A 22,152-nucleotide genomic window follows, 5' to 3' on the forward strand; every position below is an offset into this window, starting at 1 on the left:
GCGCAGCGTGAGCCGCCGCGAAGGCTAGAACTACGCGGACCGAGCTACTGCACAGGCGACGCCGTCCGGTCCATCACGGCGACACCCAAAGCTGTCGTTGGCACATCGGGGCTCCTCGGTCGAAGGGGTACGGAAGATCACTGCAAGGGGGACCATGTCCCCACACGCCGGCCGTTGCTCGCGGTCGCCGGGCCACCTCGCCAGTACGGGCCGAAACCCTGTTGCGCCTGGCCTTCAGCGGGATTACAGCGTCCCCGCCTTATGCATTCGTGCAGGTCAAACAGCCGTGCCGGAACATCCCTGACCTTCTTGGGAGTTGGCCTTCGGCACATCCATAGACTGGACCGGTGGACCGGTCCAGTCAAGCACCAAGTCACCCCCTTTATTGGGGAGTTGGATGTTTGCGCTGGTCAGATAGGTCGGATGGCATGAAAAAAGCTGGACCGGCGGACCGGTCCAGCTTTCTCATGGGTCACTCGGGCCTACATCGCATAGGTGTCTACCTGTTCGTAGTGAGGGGAAGGCGTGATGCCCTCCTCGCACACGAGGGGGCGCCCCTCTTGGTCGTAGGCGGTGTGGAGAACCACGGCGACTGCCGTTGGTTCGGAGAGGCCCAAGTGGTGGGCTTCCGTCTCGGTTGCCATGCGAACCGTGGTGACGTCCACTCCCTCTGCGGGAAAGCGGCCGGTCTGCCGGCGCACGTAGCGAGTCGTTCCTTCCGGGATGGGTGCGGTCTGAGCAAGCCTGGGGGAGGCCTCCGCGATGTCCGGCGGAAACCAAGCTTCCGCGTAGCTGTGGGGACTCCCGTTCGGGAGCTGCAAGACTCGAATCCGCCGCAGGGTGGTGGTGCCAGGGTCCATTCCGAGCACGGTTGCCACTCGGCTCGGCGGCTCTGCCCAATCAGGCTCACCGACGCGCAGGAAGGGCATGCCGCCTGTGATGCGTGCGGAGCCAGCCTTCCGTGAACCCGCAGGTCGTGCGACGGGCGTCTCTGTCACCACAAAGCCGGTCCCCTGCTTGGCCGTAACGACTCCGTCGTTACGCAGCACGTCCAACGCTTTGACGGTTGTCGCACGCGACACTGACCACTGTTCGGCTAGGTCACGCCCGGACGGAAGGATCTCACCCGGCGCGAACTCGCCGGCAGCGATCCGGGCGCGTAGCGATTCGGCGATCTCCTCGTACTTCAGTAGCGCCATGACTACCTCTCTTGCCGTCACTGCTGGACTGGTCCACCGGTACACAGCATACTGCCGTTATGTCGAATGTCGGATTGGCTCCTTCCGTTCTGCGCTTCTACGGGCAAACTGTGGACGAAAGCAGGCGTCTGCATCGCTCCGCGGACGGCCGTCTTGAGTTGGCCAGGACTCAGGAGCTTCTGCGCCGCTTCCTACCGCCAGCACCCGCGAGCGTGCTGGACGTCGGTGGAGGCACCGGAGTGCATGCCGAGTGGCTGGTCAAGGACGGTTACACCGTGCGTCTGGTGGATCCGGTCCCGCGTCACGTTGAGCAGGCAGCAGCGGTCTGCGCGGCATCCATTGGAGATGCCCGAGCGTTGGATGCTGGTGATGACAGCTACGACGTGGTCCAACTACTCGGTCCGCTCTACCACTTGCCCGATGCTGCCGACCGCCGTACGGCGCTCGCTGAAGCGCGGCGAGTGGTCAAGCCGGGCGGACTCGTAGCGGCAGCGGCGATCAACCGTTACGCATCGCTTTTCGAGCATGTCACGTATGCCCACTTGCACACCGAGCACATGCACGAGCCGGTGTCCAAGATTCTTCGCACAGCCGTACACGACGGGGATCACTTCACCCTGGCTTACTTCCACCGCGCGGAAGAACTGGCCGACGAACTGCGGGAGTCGGGACTGATCGACGTAGAGGTGTTTGGCATCGAGGGTCCGGCCTGGTCACTCGTCAAGGCAGTCGAACAGCAGCCTGGCGACGGACCCACTGAGGACTTGATCGCTTCCGCGATCGCAGCCGCGCGGATGGCTGAGCCGTACCCGGAGTTGCTCGCCGCCAGCTCTCACCTGCTCGCCGTGGGGCGGGCCTCATCTGACGCCACTGCCTGACGGGTCTACGGACCTAGTTGGGCTTGCGCAGGACCCTCACGGCCACCCTATGGCCGACCCGGGGCGTCACAGCAGGGAGAAGGGAAGTGCAGGTCAAAAGCGACTATCTGGCGGGGAAGCGGAAAGCCTGGAAAAGCATTCCGGTAATTCATGGGACAGTATGTGAGCCCTCTGGCCTCCTTGGAGGTCTTTGCCGTTCGCTCGCCAGTCGGAACCTGCTGCGAGGCTTGTTCGACGCTCAGAGATAACTGGCGGGGGCGGACAGGGCGAGTCCAGTGCATAGGGGACGTGTGCACCCCCGAGCCCGCCGTGGGCCAGTGCACATAAATACCGCATAGCAGGTGCGGATTATCCACCCATCAGGAAGAGGTCGTAATCAGACATGCCATGCACTGGGCATGTCTCTAGATCAAGGGGCCTCTGGGGAAGCTCCGCTATCAAATCTCGCGCCTCTTCACGGTTCGCATTTAGCTGCCGGCCGAAGGAGATGCCAATGACGCAGGCTGCGCCGGCGTCACGCAAGGCGCGAGCAGCACTGGCCATGGTGCCACCAGACGTGAAGGTGTCGTCTAGAAGGAGGACCCTTTTGCCGTTGACGCTCGGATCGGCGGCGAAGAGGTCCGGGACTATTCGTTGGCGCCGCTCGGAGGCAGACTCGCTGCGCGTCTTGGTCAAGACACCCTGCCTCCACGCCACAGGCCATGTCTTTATGCAAGACAAGAGGTCGTCGAGGTGATTGATGCCGTTCCGCTGCTTAGAAGAGGGCACGGTGACGCCCATGTCGAATGGCCCGCCGTACGCATCCTCGATGCACTTAATATGGCTATCCAAGAATGTCCACAGAAGGGACGCCAGAGGTAACTGGAGCCAACTACTCGATTCCTCATTCTTGACTCGCCAAAGAGCCCCTTCAAGCCCCCCGTGCACTGAATAGCAAATAGGGATGAAGCCGGCGAGGACCGTGGAATACTGACTATTGCACGGAAAGCACCGTGCAAAGTGAGTGCCCTGAGACCCTATAGGTGTTGGGGCGCGGCAGATTGCACATACGTCTACTTCCGTCGGAGTGACGGACGGGGTGAAGTCCTGGCTCTTCAGCCATGCCACCCACTGGGCTATCGTCCAGTTCTCGCGGGTCGGGCGGGCGAAGCGGCGATACGACACAGATGACCCCTTGAACCCTCAGTCGGCTACAGAGAGAGCGCTGTGGATCACTCTACGTCGAGGCGCAACTGCTCCGTAAGGGGTTCGGGATGAGACGGCCGAGGGTCGCGCAAGCGTTCGATTATCTGGTCGGTGCTATCCACGGTCGTTGCTCGACCGGATTCCACCATCTTGCGGGCCCACTCCTGTGTATCTACCAGCGAACGCAGCAGTAAGACATGTCGCCCCTGCTCGGACGCGACACGCGCCTGCATTTTTGCTCCAGAAGTTCGGGAGGCTTCGATTACGACGCTGCCCAGACTCATTCCAGACGTAACGTGATTTCTCCTCGGAAAAGTATCCCTACCGGGAGAGCGAGATGGCCAGAACTGAGACAAAACTGCTCCCGATTGTGCGATTTCCTCCAGGAGTCCAGCATTCTCTTTGGGGTAGCAACGTGTGATCCCAGTGCCCAGGACGGCGAGAGTGCGACGCTCGAAGTGCAATGCCGTCTCATGCGCGGCAGTGTCGATGCCGCGCGCGAGACCGGATGAAATGGTAAATCCAGCCTCACCCAATTCTCGCGCTACCCTTTTCGCTCGCGACAAACCGATATCCGTCGCGTCCCGAGTGCCGACTACAGCTACTGTGTGCCTGTCGGCCTCTGTAATCAGATCCCCCCGGAAGAACAGGAAGGGTGGGAGGTCTTTGAGGGTGCGGAGGTTCTCGGGATAGCTGCTGTCGAGCACGGTGGTCAGCCTGGCGCCAACCTTTTCCGCCAAGCGAAGCTCCTCGTCGATGCGAGAGGCGTGGTCGCTGAGAGGGGTGCGAAGGCCGTGGCGCAGAATGGGCAGAGCTTTCCTTGCCGCCGGTGATTCCTCGGGGATGTTCCCGTCGCATAGGGCATCGAGGTGGCCCCTGAGGGCGCATCGGGCAATGAGTGCCCAGTCGACGCTTTTACCCTCTACACGAATCGAGCAAAGCGCCAATAGGCGCGTCTGGCCATCGGTGATCACTTGTTGCTCCTTCTACTCAAAGATCACTGTTCGAAGGATCAGTTCGGTTGACGGGTGGTACTACCCCAGAGTAGGGGGTGCAGCGATGTCCTATCCACCGTTTGTAAGGCAAAGACGGGAAATACCTGGTAGGCCGGGCCGGTGGAGAGGTACAGGAGTTGACGACCACAGCCTTGTCAAGTACTCGCATGGCACGCACTGCATGCGGGCTCACTGGTACAAGGCGGTGCTGCGGGCAGAACACTGTGCGGGCGTCTGCGCTGGTCAGGTCGCTCAACAGGAGGTGATCCTTAAGGGACTGCCAACACACACCCTCGTCGACCGTGTGCCTCTAGCCGTGGCAAGTGCGTTGTCAGCGCTTGGAGTTACGCTGCGCCGCGTGGATGATCTCCTGAGCAAAGTCCTTGAGCTTCAGCCGTCTTGGACGGCGACGAACACGGAAGAGATGAAGGAACGAGGTGCCGTCATCCGACAGCACCTGCCCGATCTGTTGAGGCAGGACAGGGCTCGGCTGACTGCCGCGCTCGGGGTTCCGCCCAAAGACGTGGGTGTCGAGGGGCGTGACGGTACGGGGCTGAAGTCGGAGATCCCGTGGGTTCGAGTGTTCGGGCGCGAGCAGTCGCCCAGTTCGACCACCGGCTGGTACGTGGTCTACCTGTTTAGCGCCTCCGGCCAGCGGGTCTACCTGTCCCTGAATCAAGGGACGACGATCTGGACCGGAGGCGTGTTTAAGGCCCGCAGGGTCGAAGACCTCCGGGCCCGTGTCGACTGGGCCCGGCCGCTACTGGCGGAAGCTACAGCCGAGCGCCCGGACCTGCACAAGACCATCGAACTGGACGCCCGGACACCCCTGGGGCGGGGCTACGGTCCTGGGAATGTGCTGGCCATCGAGTACGACCGAGAGCAGCTGCCCCCGCAGGAGATCCTGCTGGAGGACCTCCTCTTCATGACCCGACTGCTCGGCATCCTGTACGCCGCAGAGCGGCTGACCCCTTACATCCCCGGGGACCCGACTCCAGAGGTGCTAGAGGCCGAGCGGAGTGCGGCGAAGACCGCTGGCCGGCGCACCCCGGGCAGCGCGCGGCCGCGCAGGGCGGGACAGGGCTTTCTGCTCACGTCGAGCGAGCGGCGAGCTATCGAGCAGCGCAGCGTCGGCATGGCCACCGAGTACTTCAAGGCGCAAGGGTGGAAGGTCAAGGACGTCGGCGACAAGGAGTCCTTCGACCTCCTGCTCACAAGGGGGGAAGGCCGGCTGCACGTCGAGGTCAAGGGAACGACCTCCGCAGGACTGGAGGTGATTCTCACCCGTGCCGAAGTCGAGAAGCAGCGGAAGTACTACCCCGACAACGCGTTGGTCGTCGTGCACTCGATCGAGCTGGACCGTACGGGGGAGGAGCCGGCGACCTCGGGGGGTGTCCTCCACTGCACCTCACCGTGGCTTGTGGAAGACGCAGATCTGACGGTGATCTCGTACGCGTATCGAACCCAGGTTGGCATGCAGTCGTCCGGCGAGGTGGCCGGGGAGCAGACTCTGTTTCCCCCAGGCGTCCCCCAACAGCGGCAGGCGCAGGAAAAATCGCAGGTGGCAGACGGTGGATGTAGCCCGCTGTAAATCTGCTGGTGGTGCCTCAGCGGGGCCGTCTGTGGGCCGTCCGAGGGTGGCCGACGACGACAGACAACGACAGACAACGACGGCTCTCCCCCTGCTCAGAGGTGGTGCCTTGGGCCCCCGCGCAGGTCCCGATCCGTGAACGTCAGTTGAGGAACTCCAGAGCTTCGGCGCAGGATGACGGGCATGACCTCCACCGCGCGCCCCTTCCTCAACCGCCGTCTCGCCGAGTTCGGGACGACGATCTTCGCCGAGATGTCCGCCCTGGCCGCGGCGACCGGCGCGATCAACCTGGGGCAGGGTTTCCCCGACACCGACGGCCCCGAGGAGGTCCGTGAGGCGGCCGTGCGGGCGCTGCGGGACGGGCGCGGCAACCAGTACCCGCCGGGCCCCGGCGTCCCCGAGCTGCGCACGGCGATCGCCGACCACCAGCTCCGCCGCTACGGCCTCTCCTTCGACCCGGACACGGAGGTCCTGGTCACCGCGGGCGCCACGGAGGCCATCGCCGCCACCCTGCTCGCGCTGCTGGAGCCGGGCGACGAGGTCGTGGCCCTCGAGCCGTACTACGACTCCTACGCGGCCTGCATCGCGATGGCGGGCGCCACGCGGGTGCCGGTCACCCTGCGCCCGGACCCCGGGCAGGCCCGTTTCCGCCTCGACCTGAACGAACTGCGCGACGCGGTCACCGGGCGCACCCGACTGCTGCTGATCAACACCCCGCACAACCCGACCGGCACGGTCCTCACCCGTGAGGAGCTGACCGCGATCGCCGAGCTGGCGGTGGAGCGGGACCTGCTCGTCGTGACGGACGAGGTGTACGAGCACCTGGTGTTCGACGAGGCCGAGCATGTGCCGCTGGCGACGCTGCCCGGGATGCGGGAGCGGACGGTCACCATCGGGTCGAGCGGCAAGACCTTCTCGTTCACGGGCTGGAAGGTCGGCTGGGTCACGGCGTCGCCCGGACTGGTCACGGCGGTGCGCTCGGCGAAGCAGTTCCTGACGTATGTGTCGTCCGGCCCGTTCCAGTACGCGGTCGCCGAGGCGCTGGCCCTGCCCGACAGCTACTTCGCCGACTTCCGCGCGGACATGCGGGTCAAGCGCGACCTGCTGGCGGCGGGGCTCGCGGACGCGGGCTTCGCGGTCTTCCGCCCGGCGGGCACCTATTTCGTCACCACCGACATCCGCCCCCTCGGCGAGTCCGACGGCTTCGCCTTCTGCCGCTCGCTGCCCGAGCGGGCGGGCGTGGTCGCCATCCCGAACGCCGTCTTCTACGACCACCGCGAGGAGGGCGCGCCCTTCGTACGGTTCGCGTTCTGCAAGCGGGTGAGCGTGCTGGAGGAAGCGGCCACCCGGCTGAAGGCGCTGGCGGGCTGACGGCACGCGTGGAGTGTCCGGCCACGAGGTGTGGGCGGGCGCCTCTCGGCGGTTCCGACCTCGGACGTCATCTTCCGTCAGCTCGGCAGGGGCGTTGCACTCGACCAGAACGCGGACCGCCGTTCGGCTCCGGCAGCTTCTGCCTCGAGCCGTCGGGGCACCAGCGCGGCAGCCGCTGCAACCCTCGCCCTCATCGTGGCGTCTCCCTCACGACGTATCCGCACGTCGCCTTTCCTGCGGCACGGTCTCCCCTCTCACTCCGGTCGGCCTGGCACCTGCATCGCCTGCGGTGCAGGCTGTTACGGGCCCGGCCTCTTCACTGATCCCGTGCTGGATCGTCTGGATATTCTGACCCGATGTCAGGAGTGCTCAGGTGTCGTAGAGGTGGAGCGATGCCCGACGTGTACGACCCACACCACCAGCTCGCCGTTGTCGATGGTGTAGATCACGCGGTAGTCCCCTACCCGTAGGCGCCGCCGGCCGGGCTGGGAGACGAGGGCCGTTGTGTTGAACCCCATCGGGTCGTTCTCCAGCTCAGCCAGCTTGGCCAAAACGCGGAGGGCCATGTCTCGCCGCACCTTGCGGAGTTCGGCCTGAGCCTCGGCTCGGAAGACGGTGCGGTACTCACTCACTGCGCGCCAGCGTCTCCCTCATGATGTCCTCGATCGGGATGCCGGGTGCCGGGTTGGCCATGCGCTCGTCGATGATCCGGTTGATCTCGCGCTCTTCCCACTCCTGGTATTTGCGCAGCACTTCGATGGACACCACGGCGGCGACCTGCTTGCCGCGCCGGGTGATGACGGTAGGTACGTCGTCCCGGTCGGCCCGCTCCACGACCTCGGCCAGGTGTGCCCGGACATCGCGGATGGACTCTATGGGCATGGGCTGCGTCATGCACCCAAAGGTACCGAGTGTCTCATGTGTACACAACAGCTCACTGTCTCTCGAGTGCGTAACCCCGTGGGCCCCCACGCGAACATGTACGCGAACGAGGCGTCGCCCGGGTCACGGCGGGCTGACGGCACTGGCGTCCTGACGGCGCCGGGCGGGAGCGAGCACACGGGAGCGAGCACACGGCAGCGGGCGCCCGTCCACAGGCTGTGGACGGGCGCCCGCTCGGCGTACAGGCAGGATGGGGACCTAGTTGTCGCCCTCGGCGCCCTCGGCGCCGTCTTCGGGCTTCTCGTCGGCGTCGTTGACCGCCGACTCCAGGCCCAGCTGCTCCACGAGCCACTTGTCGAACTCGATCGCCGCCCGCACCCAGCTCACCGTCGAGGAGACGAAGAGCTCGATGTTCACACCGGCGCCGATCAGCAGCTGCGCCTCGCCGATGAGGCGGACGGTGCCGTCGTCGTGGGTGTGGGTGTAGACCTTCGGCCACAGGGTGCGGCGGTTCCAGTCGTCGATCGACTCGAGCAGCGCCACCTTGTCGTCGATCTTGTGGGGCCGGTCGTAGAACGTCCGCACCGAGTAGACCGCCTGGTCACCCTCGCCGCGGAACATGAAGTACGTACGGAACTCCTCCCACGGCGCCGCGAGGTCACCCTCGTCGTCGACGACGTACTTCAGCTCCATCTGGTCGAGGAGCTGCTTCACGAGATCCTGATCCGGGACGACGGGGCCCGCCGGTCCACCCTGGGGCTGCGGCTCCTGCTGGCCCCCGAAGTTCGGAATCGAGGACGGGTCGATACTCACCGTGATTTTCCCTTCGTACGGATCCCGCCATCCTCCCCCATGCGGGGAGGGGGGTGGCAAGCCCAGCACGGGCCTGTCAGCCGTGAGCTGACATGATCCGGCCTGTTGCGCGAAGGGGCGGTGACAGGTGGAGGGGAATCGCATGGCGAACGGGCGAAGCGCGGCCGGAGTATCGCCGGGGCCGGTGCCACGGGGCCGGACCAGGTGGGGTGTGGTGGCGGCGGTCCTGGCCCTGCCGGTGCTGCTGGTGGCCGGCCTGCTGGTGCTGGCCGTCGTCTGGGTGCTGACCGACGACGCGGAACAGGACGGGACCCGGCTGAAGAAGGTGCCCTGTGCCGAGGCGCTGGCGTTCGGCGGAGCCGAGCTGCCGGCGGGCGCCGAGGACACCTCGTGCACGGTGCAGTCCTGGCTGGACACGAACTACCAGGCCGACTTCCGGATGCCGCGCGCGGGCTTCGACGCCTGGCTGGCCGGCACCTATCCGGAGGCGCCCGAGCCGGGCGGCCCCGGGACCCAGGCCTGTGGGCACGGCTCGGACTACTGCTTCCAGCTCGACGTCACCGACCGCCCCGGGACGGACGCCTACTACGTCAACGTGGACGTGACGCAGGTGAACGCCGAGACCGTACGGGTGCGGTACTCGGCGTTCACGACGTGAGGTGACCGGGCAGGCGGGGGCCGGTGGCGGTGGCGGTGGCGGTGGCGGTGGCGGTGGCGCTACAGCGTCTTGCCGGTCGCCGGGCCCACGATCAGGCCCTCGCCCTCGCCGAAGGTGTCCACCCGGACCGTGTCGCCGTCCTTGATCTCGCCTGCCAGGATCTCCTTGGCGAGCCGGTCGCCGATGGCCGTCTGGACCAGGCGGCGCAGCGGGCGGGCGCCGTACGCCGGGTCGTTGCCCTCGTCGGCGAGCCAGGCCAGGGCCGCGTCGGTGACCTCCAGGGTGAGGCGGCGTTCGGCGAGCCGCTTGGCCAGGCGGTCGATCTGGAGGCGGGCGATCCGCTCCAGCTCCTCCTTGTTCAGCGCCGAGAAGACGACCAGGTCGTCGAGCCGGTTGAGGAACTCCGGCTTGAACGAGGCCCGCACCACCTCCAGGACCTGCTCCTTCTTCTCCGCCTCGGTGGTCACCGGGTCGACCAGGTACTGGCTGCCCAGGTTCGACGTCAGCACCAGGATGGTGTTGCGGAAGTCGACCGTGCGGCCCTGGCCGTCGGTCAGCCGGCCGTCGTCCAGGACCTGGAGCAGGACGTCGAAGACCTCCGGGTGCGCCTTCTCCACCTCGTCCAGCAGGACCACGCTGTACGGGCGCCTGCGCACCGCCTCCGTGAGCTGGCCGCCCTCCTCGTAGCCGATGTAGCCGGGGGGCGCGCCGACCAGGCGGGCGACGCTGTGCTTCTCGCCGTACTCCGACATGTCGATGCGGATCATGGCCCGCTCGTCGTCGAAGAGGAAGTCGGCGAGGGCCTTGGCCAGCTCGGTCTTGCCGACGCCGGTCGGGCCGAGGAAGAGGAAGGAGCCGGTGGGGCGGTCGGGGTCGGCGATGCCGGCGCGGGAGCGGCGTACGGCGTCGGAGACGGCCTGCACCGCCTGCGCCTGGCCGATGAGGCGGCGGCCGAGCTCCTCCTCCATGCGCAGCAGCTTCTGCGTCTCGCCCTCCAGGAGGCGGCCCGCGGGGATGCCGGTCCAGGAGGCGACGACGTCGGCGATGTCGTCCGAGCCGACCTCCTCCTTGACCATGGTGTCCTTCGCGGCCTCCTCCTCGGCCTCGGACGCGGCCTCCAGGTCGCGCTCCAGGGTCGGGATCTCGCCGTACAGCAGCTTGCTGGCGGTGTCGAAGTCGCCGTCGCGCTGGGCGCGCTCGGCCTGGCCGCGCAGGTCGTCGAGCTTCTCCTTCAGCGCGCCGACCCGGTTGAGCGACTGCTTCTCCTTCTCCCAGCGGGCGGTGAGCAGGCGCAGCTCCTCCTCCCGGTCGGCGAGGTCGCGGCGCAGCTTCTCCAGCCGCTCGCGGGAGGCGGCGTCCGTCTCCTTGCTGAGCGCCAGCTCCTCCATCTTCAGCCGGTCCACGGACCGCTGGAGCTCGTCGATCTCGACCGGCGAGGAGTCGATCTCCATGCGCAGGCGGGAGGCCGCCTCGTCGACCAGGTCGATGGCCTTGTCGGGGAGGAAGCGGGAGGTGATGTACCGGTCGGAGAGGGTCGCGGCGGCCACCAGGGCCGCGTCCGCGATCTGCACCTTGTGGTGGGCCTCGTAGCGGCCCTTGAGGCCGCGCAGGATCGCGATGGTGTCCTCGACCGACGGCTCCGCCACCAGCACCTGCTGGAAGCGGCGCTCCAGCGCCGGGTCCTTCTCGATCCGCTCCCGGTACTCGTCGAGCGTCGTCGCGCCGACCATGCGCAGCTCACCGCGCGCGAGCATCGGCTTGAGCATGTTGCCGGCGTCCATCGCGGAGTCGCCGCCCGCGCCCGCGCCGACGACCGTGTGCAGCTCGTCGATGAAGGTGATGATCTGCCCGTCGGAGTCCTTGATCTCGGCGAGGACGGTCTTCAGCCGCTCCTCGAACTCGCCCCGGTACTTGGCGCCCGCGACCATCGCGCCGAGGTCGAGCGCGACGAGCCGCTTGTTCCTGAGGGACTCGGGCACGTCGCCCTTGACGATCCGCTGGGCGAGCCCCTCGACGACGGCGGTCTTGCCGACGCCTGGCTCGCCGATGAGGACGGGGTTGTTCTTGGTGCGCCGGGAGAGGACCTGCACGACGCGCCGGATCTCCTGGTCCCGCCCGATCACCGGGTCGAGCTTGCCCTCGCGGGCGGCGGCGGTGAAGTCCGTCCCGAACTTCTCCAGGGCCTTGTACTGCCCCTCGGGGTCGGCGCTGGTCACCCGGCGCCCGCCGCGGGACTTCTGGAAGGCCTCCTGGAGCTTCTTGGGGGTCGCGCCCTGCCGGGCCAGCACGTCAGCGGCCTGTCCGCCCTTGGCGGCGATGCCGATGAGCAGGTGCTCGGTCGACAGGTACTCGTCCCCCAGGTCGGCGGCCCGGCTCTGCGCGTCGGCGATGACGGACAGCAGCTCGCGGTTGGGCTGCGGGGGCGCGACGGTGGACCCGGTCACGCTGGGCAGCGCGCCGAGCACCTTCTCGGCCCCGGCCCGCACGGCCGCCTGGTCCGCGTCGACGGCGGCGAGGAGGTCGACGATGTTGTCGTTCTCCTGCCCCTGGAGCAGAGCGAGCAGCAGATGGGCGGGGATGAGGTCGGCGTGTCCCTGGGACACGGCCCGGTTGCTGGCCGCGTTGATCGCGTCCCGGCTCCGGTTGGTCAGCTCGGCGTCCACGTCGCTTTCTCCTCCTGGCGTCAGCAGTCTCCCGTGTCTGACTCAGTCAGCGTACACAAAGTTGAGTCTATTCCGCTCAAGGTGTGCGCGGGAGTCCGGGAACGGGTTAGGTTCCGGACCATGGCCGCATACCCCCAGGACCCGGGCGCCCCGGACGCGCCGTATCTCGCCTTCTGGCGCGAACGGCACCTGTGCACACTGACCACACCACGTCCGGACGGCGGTCCGCACGTGGTTCCGGTCGGAGTGACATACGAACCCGGGGCCCGACTCGCTCGGGTCATCGCCGACAAGCGCAGCACGAAGGTCGGCAACGTCCTGGCGGCGGGGCCGGACGGCGCCCGGGTCGCGGTGTGCCAGGTGGACGGCCGGCGCTGGGCCACCCTGGAGGGCAGGGCGTACGTGCGAGGGGAGCCGGACCGGGTCGCGGAGGCTGAGCGCCGGTACGCCGAGCGCTACGGGCGCACGCCGAGCCCGAACCCCGCGCGCGTGGTGATCGAGATCGAGCTGACCCGGGCGATGGGTCGCGGCTGACGCGGGTGAGGCATGGCGGATGACCAGATCCGTCCCCGTCGTTTTTCGGCCAACGCTCAAGCGGGTGCATGTGCGGAAATGTCCCCGCAAATTACAGCGGCGTCACCGTGTTCAGGTCACGGTGACGCCGCTGCGGGGGGAAGCACCTGAGCGATCTGTTACGACGGGGGAATCGCGTCAGGCACTGCGGGGGGTGGCTGAGATGGTCTTCAGGGGCGGGGTCTCGGGCTCCACGAGCCTGTGGTCCCGCTGGTCCAGGTTCACAAAGATCATTCCGTAACGAATGGCGCACCGCACGGGCTGCGGCGCCCCCCGGGGCTTGCGCAGGCACCGGTAGGCCCGTACGTCCTCGTCCTCGTCGCGCGTCACGACCACCGGCTCGCCGAACACGGTCACCATCAACGAGTCACCACTGTGGGGGATGGCGGTGACCAGGTCGATGAAGTGCCAGCCGGAGCGGTAGGCGGTGGCCATTTCGCGGCGGAAGGAGCGGTCGTCGGGTGGAGTGGTCATGACTCGGCGACCCACGTACTGTCGCCGGGAGCGACCCACGTGCTGTCACCCGGCACGTCTGCCGCCGTGATCACCCACGTGCTGTCACTGGGCGCGACCCACGTACTGTCCGCGGGCGCCGCGACGGTCTCGGTACCCGTGCTCCAGGTACTGTCGCGCGCCGTGTCACCCGTCGTTCCCGCAAGGCCACTCAGCGCCCCGAAGGCCAAGGCGGCGGAGAAGGCGGCGGCAAGCGCCGAGCGAAGCATTCTCTTATGCATAGTCGGCTTCGTCCTCATTTGAAGGTCACCTCTCCCCCGTCCACTACGACGATGGCCCATTCGGGCACGTCATGGCCACACAATCGATGCATCATGTTCCTGCACGTTCAGGACCCTGGGGGGTGGAGATTTGACGAAAAATGAGACAAAGCAGACACATCCTCATGCGTCGACTGAGCTGTGCGAGGAAGGTCGCCGTCTCTATGGGAACGCTCTTCGGACGGGCCGCATAGCCCGTGCCGACGTGGAGCCTGCTCCGTGTTTGATGGAGTTCGCCCTGCTTCATGCGGACCCCGACGACGCGAACTGGCTACGTCCGGTGCCCCCGTCGATCGCCCTGTCCCAGCTGCTCAACCCGATCGAGCGCGAGATCACCCAGCGCAGACGGCTGTCGGTCGAACTCGCCGACGCTTTCGAGCCGTTCATGACCCTCAGCGCCCAGCCGACGCCGACCACACACTCGATCACGGTGCTGGAGGGCATCGACCGGATCAACGCGGCACTCGATCTGGCCACCTCCCAGTGCCAGACCGAGATGCTCACCGTCCAGCCGAGCCGCCGGCGCCTCGAACACACGCTCGTACAGGGCCTCGAGCGCGACCGGCCGCTGATCGAACGCGGCTGCCGGATCCGGACCCTCTACCAGCACACGGCCCGGTACAGCCCCGAGACGCTGGCCTACGTCTCCCAGTTCACCGACGGCAAGGTGGAGTACCGCACCATCGACGAACTCGTGGAGCGGCTGATCATCTGTGACGAGACCGTCGCCTTCATCCCGACCCGGGACGACGGACAGGTCGCCCTCGAGCTCCGGCACCCGGGACTCGTCCGCTACCTGATCAAGGTCTTCGAGTTCATGTGGGGCCGCGCGGTCCCGCTGGCCACCGGCGCCCCCTACGAGACCGCCCCCGACGGCATCACGGACATCCAGCACTCCATCGCCAAGCTCCTCGTCGAGGGGCATGTCGACGAGGCCATAGCCCGCCGTCTGGGCATGAACGTACGCACCTGCCGAGCCCACATAGCGAAACTCGCCACGGCTCTGGGCAGCGGCAGCCGCGCCCAACTCGGCTTCCTCATAGCTCAGTCGGGGATCCTCAAACAGGAACCCTGACCCCGCGGGCGGGCCCGGGACCGAGAACCGGGAACGGCACGCCCGCGCCCGGCCGGGGCCGCGCACCTCCCGGCCGCCCGCAGTCGACCGCACGCCGTCGTCGTCCACCGTCCGCCGTCCACCGTCCGCCGTCCTCGAACGGGAGAGAGATCCGCAGTGAACGCGCCGCCGCACGCCCACCACGGCGTGGAGAACCTGTGCGCCGCCGGCACGAACCTCTACGAGGCGGCCCTGCGCGACGGACGGGTCAAGACCGAGGAGGCCGAGACGGCGGCGCCCTGTCTGCTGTCCTTCGGCCTGCTGCACCCGGTCGTGGACGACCCGGACCAGCTCGAACCCGTCTCCCCCGCCCTGGCCCTGCACCGGCTGCTGCGCGCCTCGGGCACCCGCATCGCCGACGAACGGCGCCGCGAGGAACGACTGGCGACCCTCTTCGAACCCCTGATGCGGATCACCGGCAGCCGCACCGCCGCCGCCGATCCCGCCTCCCTGCGGCTCCTCAGCGGCACGGAACAGATCAACGGGGCCATCACCGAGGCGACGGCCGAGGCGACGGACGAACTGCTCTGCATCCAGCCCAACGTCCACTACAGCGGGCCGCGCGGGGAGACGGCCCAGACCGTGGCCATGGCTCGCGACCAGGCCCTGCTCGACCGCGGCTGCCGCATCCGCACCCTCTACCAGCACACCCAGCGCCACCAGCCCCTCGTCCTGGCCCGCTACGAGCAGCTCCGGGGCGACGTGGCGGCCCGGACCCTCGACGAGGTCACCGACCGCCTGATCGTCATCGACGGCAAGGTCGCCTTCATCCCCGCCGGCGAGGACGGCCGACTGGCCCTGGAGGTCCGCCACCCCGCCCTCCTCACGTACTTCACCATCACCTTCGACCGCCTCTGGCGGCTGGCCACCCCGATGTACCCGCAGGCGGTGCACCGCCCGTCCCTCAACGGCGTCACCCCCCGGCAGCAGGCCATCGCCGCCCTCCTCGTCGAAGGGCACACCGACGCCGTCATCGCCGACCGTCTCGGCATGAACATCCGGACCGCACGCGTCCACATCGCCAAACTCGCCACCACCCTCGGCAGCGAGAGCCGCGCCCAACTCGGCTACCTCATCGGGCAGTCGGGGATCCTCGACCGGGAACGGAACCCGAACCGGGCGGCGCAGGAGCAGGAGCAGCGGCCGGGTCCGGACCGGCCCCCGGCGCCGGGAGACTGACCGACGGCGGCTCCGCCTCCCCGGACGGCCGGTCGAGGCCGACCTGCGCGATCCGCACCCCCAGCTGGGTCCGGCTGGCCGCGCCCAGGGTCTCCGAGAGCCGGGCGATGTGCGCGCGGCAGGTGCGCACACTGATGCCCAGACGCTCGGCGATCACCGCGTCCTGATGCCCCTCCGCCAGCAGGGCGGCGATCGACTGCTCCCGGTGCGAGATGCCCTCGATCCGGGTCTCGGGCAGGGGCGCGGTGAGCGGGATCGCCAGCCGCCACAACCGCTCGAAGACCGTCACCAGGTAGGAGACCAGGGCCGGGTGGCGCAGCTCCAGGGCCATCGTGCGGTCGGTGTTCGCCGGGATGAAGGCGACCGTGCGGTCGAAGAGGATCAGCCGGTCGATGACCTCGTCCAGCGTGCGGGCCTCCACCGCGTCGCCCATCAGCTCCAGGTAGGTCAGCAGACCCTGGCCGTGCCGGGCGACATGGTTGTAGATGTCCCGCATGCGAACGCCCCGGCCGCGCAGCTCCAGCGCCCGGTGCAGGCCCTCCGACAACTCGTGCTCACGCCGGATGCCGCCGGGCTGCACGGTGAGGACCTCGGTCGTGCACGCCACGGTCGCCGCGTCCAGGGCGGCCTGGATGCGGGAGGCGCCGTCCAGTACCCGGATCGCCGCGCCCTCGCCGGCCGTCCCGCCCCGCGCCGGGCCGCCCAGGCCCGCGTACCACTCGAAGGCGGCGACCGCCGAGCCCATCCGGCGCCCGCTCGCGCTCACCTCGTCGTACAGTCCGCGCAGCAGACGGGTCATGACCTCCTGCGGGGAGGTCGGCACCAGCCAGTCCATGTCGTCGGGGTCGGGGTGCAACAGGGCGAGTTCCAGGAGGCACGGGACCGGCTCGGCGTCCGTCCGCGCCACCCGACCGCGCCGCACGGCCCGGGAATACACCCGATCCCCGGCCTCGCACAGTCGGTCGGCACCGTGTGGATGCTCCTCCGTCCCGTGCCCGGCCATCGCCCATCCCACCCCCGCCGTACGCCGCTTCCGGAGCGCAACTATGCGCGGCCCGGACCGGCTCCGCAACACGGCTGCCCCGGCCGACGCCCGAGAAAACCACCGGTCTGTTCCTGTTTCTCCCGGCCTCCTCCCCTCGCACTGCAACAAGCTGACGGTGGTGCCGGGCGCTCGCGGCAAGGCAAGGTGGGTTCCGCTTGCCCCCGGGTGCTCCCCACTCGGGGGAGGGCACAGCCAACCCGGCCGGACCACGGGGGAGTCCGGCCGGGCCAGGCCACGGGCCACCACACCCGCGATGCCCCGCGGGCACACCGAGCACCCGTGCACTCCCGGAAATGCCGGAGTGATCGCCGTGTCACGTAGCCCACTTAACGTCGGCCCATGGCGGACATATTTGACGCGTACGCGCTGGCCGACGCGTGGGACGAAATGTTCGAGCGGCCGGGTGAGGTCAGGACCGCCTACGAGCCGGTACTGGCCGCGCTGCAGCCGATCGAACCGGGTGAACTGCGCTTCAGGGCCGACCAGATGGCCCGCGCCTTCACCGACCGCGGGGTGACCTACGCCTTCGCGGGCGAGGAGCGTCCCTGGCCGCTGAACCTGGTGCCCAGGATCCTCGACGCGCTGGAATGGGATTTCGTACAACGAGGGGTCGCTCAGCGGGTCAGAGCCCTGGAGGCCTATCTCGCCGACGCCTACGGGCCCTGCCGCGCCTTCGAGGACGGCGTCGTCCCCTGGCGGCTGCTGCTGGGCTCCCCGCACTTCCACCGCGCCGCCCACGGCGTCGACCCGCCCGGCGGGGTACGCATCCACGTGGCCGGCATCGACCTCGTCCGGGACGAGGCGGGGGACTTCCGGGTGCTCGAGGACAACGTGCGGGTCCCCAGCGGGGTGTCGTACGTCATCGAGAACCGGCGGGCGATGACCCGGGTGTTCCCCTCGCTCTTCGACGGGCAGCACGTCGTGCCGGTGGACGGCTATCCCGCGCGGCTGCTCGCCGCCCTGCGGGCCGCCGCGCCCGAGGGGACCGCGGACCCGCGGGTCGTCGTCCTCACCCCCGGCCCCAGCAACGCCGCCTACTTCGAACACGCCCTGCTGGCACGGCTGATGGGCGTGCAGCTGGTCGAGGGCCACGACCTCGTGTGCCGCAACCACCGGGTGTGGATGCGGACCACCAAGGGCGAGGTACCGGTCCATGTCGTCTACCGGCGGCTCGACGACGACTTCCTCGACCCGCTCCACTTCCGCCCCGACTCGGTGATCGGCTGCCCGGGCATCATGACCGCGGCCCTGGCCGGAAAGGTCACCCTCGCCAACGCCGTCGGCAACGGCATCGCGGACGACAAGCTGCTGTACACCTACGTCCCGGACCTCATCCGGTACTACCTCGGCGAGGAACCGGTCCTCCCCAACGTGGAGTCGTACCGCCCCGACGAACCCGGTCAGCTCGACGCCGTCCTCGACCAGCTGGACAAGCTGGTGATCAAGCCCGTGGACGGCGCCGGCGGGCAGGGCATCGTCATCGGTCCGAAGGCCGACGCCAAGACCCTGGCGAAGACGCGGAAGGCCGTCGCCGCCGACCCGCGCGGCTTCATCGCCCAGCGGCCCGTGGCCCTGTCCACCTCCCCCACCCTCGCGGGCGACCGCATGGCACCGCGCCACATCGACCTGCGGCCGTTCGCCGTCAACGACGGCACCGACGTCTGGGTGCTTCCCGGCGGACTGACCCGCGTGGCCCTGCAGGAGGGCAACCTGATCGTCAACTCCAGTCAGGGCGGCGGCTCCAAGGACACCTGGGTGCTCGCCGAGGGTCCGGCGGACGGCCCGGCCGCCCTGCCGGCCGACGACGCGCCCCCGGCCGTCGCACCCCGCCAGCTGGGCCCGGACGGGGTCCCCACCGCCGTACAGGAAGGGGCGCAGCAGCAGTGAACGACGTGATCCTCTCCCGCATAGCGGAAGCGCTGACCTGGACCGGCCGCTACGTCGAACGGGCCGACGCGACCGCGCGCATCCTCGACGCCTACCTCCACCGCATGCTGGAGGATCCCTGGCGCGACGAGGACGCGGCCTGCCGGTCGCTGTACGCGATCCTCGGCGTCGACGCGGGCCCCGACACCGTCGACATGCGGCAGGTCCTGGACCAGCTGGCCTTCGACTCCCGCTCCACCTGCGCCATCGAGGGCGCGCTGGGCGCCGCCCGGCTGAACGCGCGCAGCGCCCGCGAGGCCGTCTCCTCGGCGATGTGGGAGTGCCTGAACGCCACCTGGCACGCCTTGGCCGACCAGCGCCGCGCGGCCTCCCGTACGGGCCCCTACGGCTATCTGGAGCTCGTCCGCAGCCGTGCGGCCCTCTTCTTCGGGCTCGCCGACTCCACGATGAGCCGCGACGACAGCTGGCGGTTCGTCGTCCTGGGCCGGAGCCTGGAGCGGGTGGACATGACCGTGCGGCTGCTGTCGGTGCGCGTCCTGGACGCCGCCCACGCGCCCGACTGGCCGACCCTGCTGAGCGCCTCCGGCGCCGACGAGGCGTACGCGCGCGTGTACGGCGGTTTCGGCGACACCCCGAGGGTGGCCGAATTCCTGCTCCTGGACCGGGACTTCCCGCGGTCGGCACTGCACGCGCTGACGACGGCCGAGGAGTGCCTGAGTGCGCTCGGCCGTCCCCGGCAGGACCCGGCCCGCCGTCCCATCGGCCGGCTGCGCACCCGCCTCGAATACCTCGACTCGCCCGCCCTGGAGGAGCAACTGCCGCTCCTCCTGGGCGACTTGCAGACGGCCTGTATGGCGTCGGCGGAGGCGGTGGCGGAGCGGTTCTACCCGTACCAGGGGCCCGTGGTGTGGGCCCAGGAAGGAGCGTGAGCGCGATGACCACCGCGGCCACCACCCGCAGGCTCCGCATCCGGCACACGACCCGTGTCTCCTACACCCAGGCCGCCGTCCTCTCGCACAACGAGGTCCGGATGACCCCCCTCACCCTGCCGGGCCAGACGACGCTGGACTCCCGGGTGACCGTCCGCCCGGCGGCCACCACCTGGTCGTACTGGGACTACTGGGGCACCCAGGTCACCGCCTTCGAGCTGATGGACCCGCACGCGGACCTCACCATCACGGCGTCCAGCCTGGTGGAGACGGCCCCGCCGGGCCCGCTGCCGCCGGCCCCGGGCTGGCCGGAGATCGCCGCGCACACGGCCGGCTCCCGCCTGCTGGAGTTCGCCGGCCCCACGGCCCGTACGACGGTCCCGCCGAAGCTGGTGAAGAAGGCGAGGAAGGCGGCCATGGGCCTGGACCCGCACGGGACGGCGGAGGCCGTGTCGGCGATGGTCGCCGACCAGGTGTCCTACCTGCCCGGCGTCACCGGCGTGAACACCTCGGCCGCCGAGGCCTGGGACCAGGGCGCCGGGGTCTGCCAGGACATCGCCCATGTCACGATCGCGCTGCTGCGCGGCCTGGGCCTGCCCACCCGGTACGTCTCCGGCTACCTCCACCCCGAGCGGGACGCGGAGCTGCACCGCCCGGTGGCCGGGCAGAGCCACGCCTGGGTGGAGTACTGGGCCGGCGACTGGCACGGCTACGACCCGACGAACCGGACCCGGCCCGACGAGTCCCACGTGGTGGTCGGCCGGGGTCGCGACTACGACGACGTCACCCCGCACAAGGGCATCTACCGAGGTGTCGCCGGCGGACCGCCGGAGGTGACGGTGGAGTTCACCCGGGTGGCGTGAGCGGAGGCACGGGCGGGCACGGGCCGGGCCGGTGCGGGCCGGTGCGGGCCGGTGCGGGCCGGGCCAGTACGGTCCGGGCGGTACGGTCCGGGCGGGCGCTCGGCCCGCCCGGAGTCCGTGGCTCGGATCAGAGCAGGTCGAGGGCCTGGCAGGCGGCCTTGTACTTGGCGGTGCAGATCTCGGAGACCTTGTAGATGCCGTCGGCGACGATGGTCGACTTGATGTTGCTCTTCGTCAGCGCGACCACGGTCACCAGCTTGGCCGGGATGTCCTTGGTGGTCGGGCTGTCGACCCGGTCGCGGGTGAGCGCGTCGAACTGGATGTCACGGCCCTGGACCTTGGCGACGGCGGCCTCGGCGGCGGCCTCGGCCTCGTTGGGGTACGGCTTGTAGACACTCATGAACTGCTCGCCGCTGATGATGCGCTGCACGGCCGCCAGCTCCGCGTCCTGGCCGGTGATCGGAGGCAGGTCGCCGGAGCTGACTCCCGCGGCCTTCAGGGCCTTGATGATGCCGCCGGCCATGGCGTCGTTGGCGGAGTAGACGCCGGCGATGTTGGACACGCCGAGCGCCTCGATCGCCTTCGTCATGTTGGCCTCGGCGACCTCGGGGCTCCACTTGTCGGTGTCGTACGACTTCGCCACCGTGACCCGGCCGTTGAGCTCGTTGAGCGCGCCCGCCTTGAACTGCCCGGCGTTCGGGTCGGTGGGCGAGCCGTTCACCATGACGATCTTGTCGCTGGCCTGAAGGTTGGGGATGGCCTCCGCGAGGGTGCGGCCCTGCACCTCGCCGACGAGTTCGTTGTCGAAGGAGACGTACCCGTCGATCGGCCCCTGGGCCAGGCGGTCGTAGGCGATGACGGGGATGTTCGCGTCCTTGGCCTTCTGCACCATCGTCGCGATCGACTTGGAGTCGACGGCGTCCAGCAGGATGACGTCGACCTTCTCGTCGATCATCTTCTGCATCTGGGTGAGCTGCGTCTTGGCTTCCCCGGCTGCGTTCGCGTACTCCGTCCGGCCCTTGTTCTCGGTGAGCTCGGCGACCTTCTTCTTGATGATGGGGTAGTCGAAGTCCGCGTACCGGGTGTTGGTCTCCTCCGGCATCAGCACGCCCACCGTGACGTCGTTGCTCCGGGTCGGTGTCGCGCTGCTGCTGTTCTCCGAGGCCCCCAGCATTCCGCACCCGGCGAGCGACAGGGACATCGTGGAGGCGACCACAGCTATGGCGATACGACGCATTCGGGGGCTCACTTCAGGTGCGTTCGGTGCGATTCCGGACACATGGGTGTGACATGTAGACCCAGGTGTCTGAAAAGACAACGCGGCGGCGGCCGTCGGCGTCAAGCGGAACTACTTAACGAAGTAGCAACATCACGCTCCGCTCAGCAGGTGAAGACGCATGGAGAGCACGCGGAGACGTTGAAAAGACCTGGACAGAGAACCAGCCGGCGAGTGCGCAAAAAGTCGCACAACCAAGTCCGTTCCTCGCGGTCACGATCACGCCGGCTTCCCTTCCGACCCGAGTAACGCACGCATCCCGCCGGCCTCGCCACGGC

Annotated in this window: 20 protein-coding genes; 10 read left to right on the top strand and 10 right to left on the bottom strand. The window is 68.6% G+C overall.

All coding sequences use genetic code 11. The features are described 5' to 3' along the window. Nucleotides 1–482 precede the first annotated feature (482 nt). Nucleotides 483–1,199, bottom strand: coding sequence for a GntR family transcriptional regulator (locus tag OHU34_RS19870; protein ID WP_405767577.1), 717 nt, complete (start codon nucleotides 1,197–1,199; stop codon nucleotides 483–485). Between the two features lie 59 nt (nucleotides 1,200–1,258). On the opposite strand from OHU34_RS19870, the gene OHU34_RS19875 reads away from it, so the two are divergent. Further along, nucleotides 1,259–2,077 (top strand): class I SAM-dependent methyltransferase, encoded by an 819-nt coding sequence (locus OHU34_RS19875; protein ID WP_405767580.1) that lies wholly within the window; start codon nucleotides 1,259–1,261, stop codon nucleotides 2,075–2,077. Nucleotides 2,078–2,425: 348 nt separating this feature from the next. Here OHU34_RS19875 and OHU34_RS19880 read toward each other — a convergent pair whose 3' ends face one another. Further along, nucleotides 2,426–2,857: a ComF family protein gene (locus tag OHU34_RS19880; protein ID WP_405767582.1), complete on the bottom strand. Its 432-nt coding sequence runs from the start codon at nucleotides 2,855–2,857 to the stop codon at nucleotides 2,426–2,428. 431 nt (nucleotides 2,858–3,288) lie between these two features. After that, nucleotides 3,289–4,236 (bottom strand): DNA-processing protein DprA, encoded by a 948-nt coding sequence (locus tag OHU34_RS19885; protein ID WP_405767584.1) that lies wholly within the window; start codon nucleotides 4,234–4,236, stop codon nucleotides 3,289–3,291. A 379-nt stretch (nucleotides 4,237–4,615) separates the two neighbouring features. Between OHU34_RS19885 and OHU34_RS19890 the strand changes: the two genes are divergently transcribed. Further along, nucleotides 4,616–5,848, top strand: a complete 1,233-nt coding sequence (locus OHU34_RS19890) for an MrcB family domain-containing protein (RefSeq protein WP_405767587.1) — start codon at nucleotides 4,616–4,618, stop codon at nucleotides 5,846–5,848. A gap of 174 nt (nucleotides 5,849–6,022) precedes the next feature. Further along, nucleotides 6,023–7,219, top strand: a complete 1,197-nt coding sequence (locus OHU34_RS19895; protein WP_405767590.1) for a pyridoxal phosphate-dependent aminotransferase — start codon at nucleotides 6,023–6,025, stop codon at nucleotides 7,217–7,219. 359 nt (nucleotides 7,220–7,578) lie between these two features. Here OHU34_RS19895 and OHU34_RS19900 read toward each other — a convergent pair whose 3' ends face one another. The 3 genes from OHU34_RS19900 to OHU34_RS19910 form a co-directional block, all read right to left on the bottom strand. Then, nucleotides 7,579–7,851 (bottom strand): type II toxin-antitoxin system RelE/ParE family toxin, encoded by a 273-nt coding sequence (locus OHU34_RS19900; protein ID WP_142265366.1) that lies wholly within the window; start codon nucleotides 7,849–7,851, stop codon nucleotides 7,579–7,581. After that, nucleotides 7,844–8,113, bottom strand: coding sequence for a type II toxin-antitoxin system Phd/YefM family antitoxin (locus tag OHU34_RS19905; RefSeq protein ID WP_107466709.1), 270 nt, complete (start codon nucleotides 8,111–8,113; stop codon nucleotides 7,844–7,846). The genes OHU34_RS19900 and OHU34_RS19905 overlap by 8 nt, the downstream gene beginning before the upstream one ends. 246 nt (nucleotides 8,114–8,359) lie before the next feature. Then, a complete protein-coding gene (locus OHU34_RS19910; RefSeq protein ID WP_020129182.1) occupies nucleotides 8,360–8,914 on the bottom strand; it encodes a YbjN domain-containing protein in 555 nt (184 codons plus the stop codon). A 214-nt stretch (nucleotides 8,915–9,128) separates the two neighbouring features. Here OHU34_RS19910 and OHU34_RS19915 point away from each other — a divergent pair, with 214 nt between their 5' ends. Beyond that, nucleotides 9,129–9,572: a hypothetical protein gene (locus tag OHU34_RS19915; RefSeq protein WP_405767597.1), complete on the top strand. Its 444-nt coding sequence runs from the start codon at nucleotides 9,129–9,131 to the stop codon at nucleotides 9,570–9,572. Nucleotides 9,573–9,631: 59 nt separating this feature from the next. Here OHU34_RS19915 and clpB read toward each other — a convergent pair whose 3' ends face one another. Beyond that, nucleotides 9,632–12,235, bottom strand: a complete 2,604-nt coding sequence (gene clpB / locus OHU34_RS19920; protein ID WP_142265364.1) for an ATP-dependent chaperone ClpB — start codon at nucleotides 12,233–12,235, stop codon at nucleotides 9,632–9,634. A 120-nt stretch (nucleotides 12,236–12,355) separates the two neighbouring features. Between clpB and OHU34_RS19925 the strand changes: the two genes are divergently transcribed. Further along, entirely contained in the window at nucleotides 12,356–12,769 is a 414-nt protein-coding gene (locus OHU34_RS19925) for a pyridoxamine 5'-phosphate oxidase family protein (RefSeq protein WP_160159991.1), read from the top strand. 177 nt (nucleotides 12,770–12,946) lie between these two features. Here OHU34_RS19925 and OHU34_RS19930 read toward each other — a convergent pair whose 3' ends face one another. Beyond that, entirely contained in the window at nucleotides 12,947–13,282 is a 336-nt protein-coding gene (locus tag OHU34_RS19930) for a hypothetical protein (protein ID WP_054241900.1), read from the bottom strand. A gap of 525 nt (nucleotides 13,283–13,807) precedes the next feature. Here OHU34_RS19930 and OHU34_RS19935 point away from each other — a divergent pair. Further along, a complete protein-coding gene (locus OHU34_RS19935) occupies nucleotides 13,808–14,656 on the top strand; it encodes a hypothetical protein (RefSeq protein ID WP_057601134.1) in 849 nt (282 codons plus the stop codon). A gap of 156 nt (nucleotides 14,657–14,812) precedes the next feature. Then, on the top strand, nucleotides 14,813–15,874 hold the full coding sequence (locus OHU34_RS19940) for a LuxR C-terminal-related transcriptional regulator (protein ID WP_142265362.1): 1,062 nt from the start codon (nucleotides 14,813–14,815) through the stop codon (nucleotides 15,872–15,874). Here the strand turns inward: OHU34_RS19940 and OHU34_RS19945 are convergent. After that, a complete protein-coding gene (locus OHU34_RS19945; protein WP_142265361.1) occupies nucleotides 15,768–16,877 on the bottom strand; it encodes a helix-turn-helix transcriptional regulator in 1,110 nt (369 codons plus the stop codon). The genes OHU34_RS19940 and OHU34_RS19945 overlap by 107 nt on opposite strands. Nucleotides 16,878–17,258: 381 nt before the next feature. On the opposite strand from OHU34_RS19945, the gene OHU34_RS19950 reads away from it, so the two are divergent. From OHU34_RS19950 to OHU34_RS19960, 3 genes are read left to right on the top strand one after another with little or no spacing between them, the layout of a single operon-like run. Further along, nucleotides 17,259–18,806, top strand: a complete 1,548-nt coding sequence (locus OHU34_RS19950; protein ID WP_405767601.1) for a circularly permuted type 2 ATP-grasp protein — start codon at nucleotides 17,259–17,261, stop codon at nucleotides 18,804–18,806. Further along, a complete protein-coding gene (locus tag OHU34_RS19955) occupies nucleotides 18,803–19,735 on the top strand; it encodes an alpha-E domain-containing protein (RefSeq protein WP_057601130.1) in 933 nt (310 codons plus the stop codon). Before OHU34_RS19950 ends, OHU34_RS19955 begins: the two co-directional genes overlap by 4 nt. A 5-nt stretch (nucleotides 19,736–19,740) precedes the next feature. Beyond that, the gene (locus OHU34_RS19960) at nucleotides 19,741–20,598 is read left to right on the top strand and encodes a transglutaminase family protein (RefSeq protein ID WP_142267972.1); all 858 of its coding nucleotides are present in this window, start codon (nucleotides 19,741–19,743) and stop codon (nucleotides 20,596–20,598) included. Between the two features lie 127 nt (nucleotides 20,599–20,725). Here OHU34_RS19960 and OHU34_RS19965 read toward each other — a convergent pair whose 3' ends face one another. Next, the gene (locus tag OHU34_RS19965) at nucleotides 20,726–21,835 is read right to left on the bottom strand and encodes a sugar ABC transporter substrate-binding protein (protein ID WP_142265359.1); all 1,110 of its coding nucleotides are present in this window, start codon (nucleotides 21,833–21,835) and stop codon (nucleotides 20,726–20,728) included. Nucleotides 21,836–22,152: the final 317 nt, after the last annotated feature.

It is taken from the genome of Streptomyces sp. NBC_00080 (assembly GCF_045041255.1).
GTDB classification, from domain to species: domain Bacteria; phylum Actinomycetota; class Actinomycetes; order Streptomycetales; family Streptomycetaceae; genus Streptomyces; species Streptomyces coriariae.

Bases quoted from the DNA above. Each gene is read 5' to 3' on its own strand.
- OHU34_RS19870 (WP_405767577.1), bottom strand. From the start codon at position 1,199: ATGGCGCTACTGAAGTACGAGGAGATCGCCGAATCGCTACGCGCCCGG.
- OHU34_RS19875 (WP_405767580.1), top strand. From the start codon at position 1,259: ATGTCGAATGTCGGATTGGCTCCTTCCGTTCTGCGCTTCTACGGGCAA.
- OHU34_RS19880 (WP_405767582.1), bottom strand. From the start codon at position 2,857: ATGGGCGTCACCGTGCCCTCTTCTAAGCAGCGGAACGGCATCAATCAC.
- OHU34_RS19895 (WP_405767590.1), top strand. From the start codon at position 6,023: ATGACGGGCATGACCTCCACCGCGCGCCCCTTCCTCAACCGCCGTCTC.
- OHU34_RS19905 (WP_107466709.1), bottom strand. From the start codon at position 8,113: ATGACGCAGCCCATGCCCATAGAGTCCATCCGCGATGTCCGGGCACAC.
- OHU34_RS19925 (WP_160159991.1), top strand. From the start codon at position 12,356: ATGGCCGCATACCCCCAGGACCCGGGCGCCCCGGACGCGCCGTATCTC.
- OHU34_RS19930 (WP_054241900.1), bottom strand. From the start codon at position 13,282: ATGACCACTCCACCCGACGACCGCTCCTTCCGCCGCGAAATGGCCACC.
- OHU34_RS19935 (WP_057601134.1), top strand. From the start codon at position 13,808: ATGGAGTTCGCCCTGCTTCATGCGGACCCCGACGACGCGAACTGGCTA.
- OHU34_RS19945 (WP_142265361.1), bottom strand. From the start codon at position 16,877: ATGGCCGGGCACGGGACGGAGGAGCATCCACACGGTGCCGACCGACTG.
- OHU34_RS19950 (WP_405767601.1), top strand. From the start codon at position 17,259: ATGGCGGACATATTTGACGCGTACGCGCTGGCCGACGCGTGGGACGAA.
- OHU34_RS19960 (WP_142267972.1), top strand. From the start codon at position 19,741: ATGACCACCGCGGCCACCACCCGCAGGCTCCGCATCCGGCACACGACC.
- OHU34_RS19965 (WP_142265359.1), bottom strand. From the start codon at position 21,835: ATGCGTCGTATCGCCATAGCTGTGGTCGCCTCCACGATGTCCCTGTCG.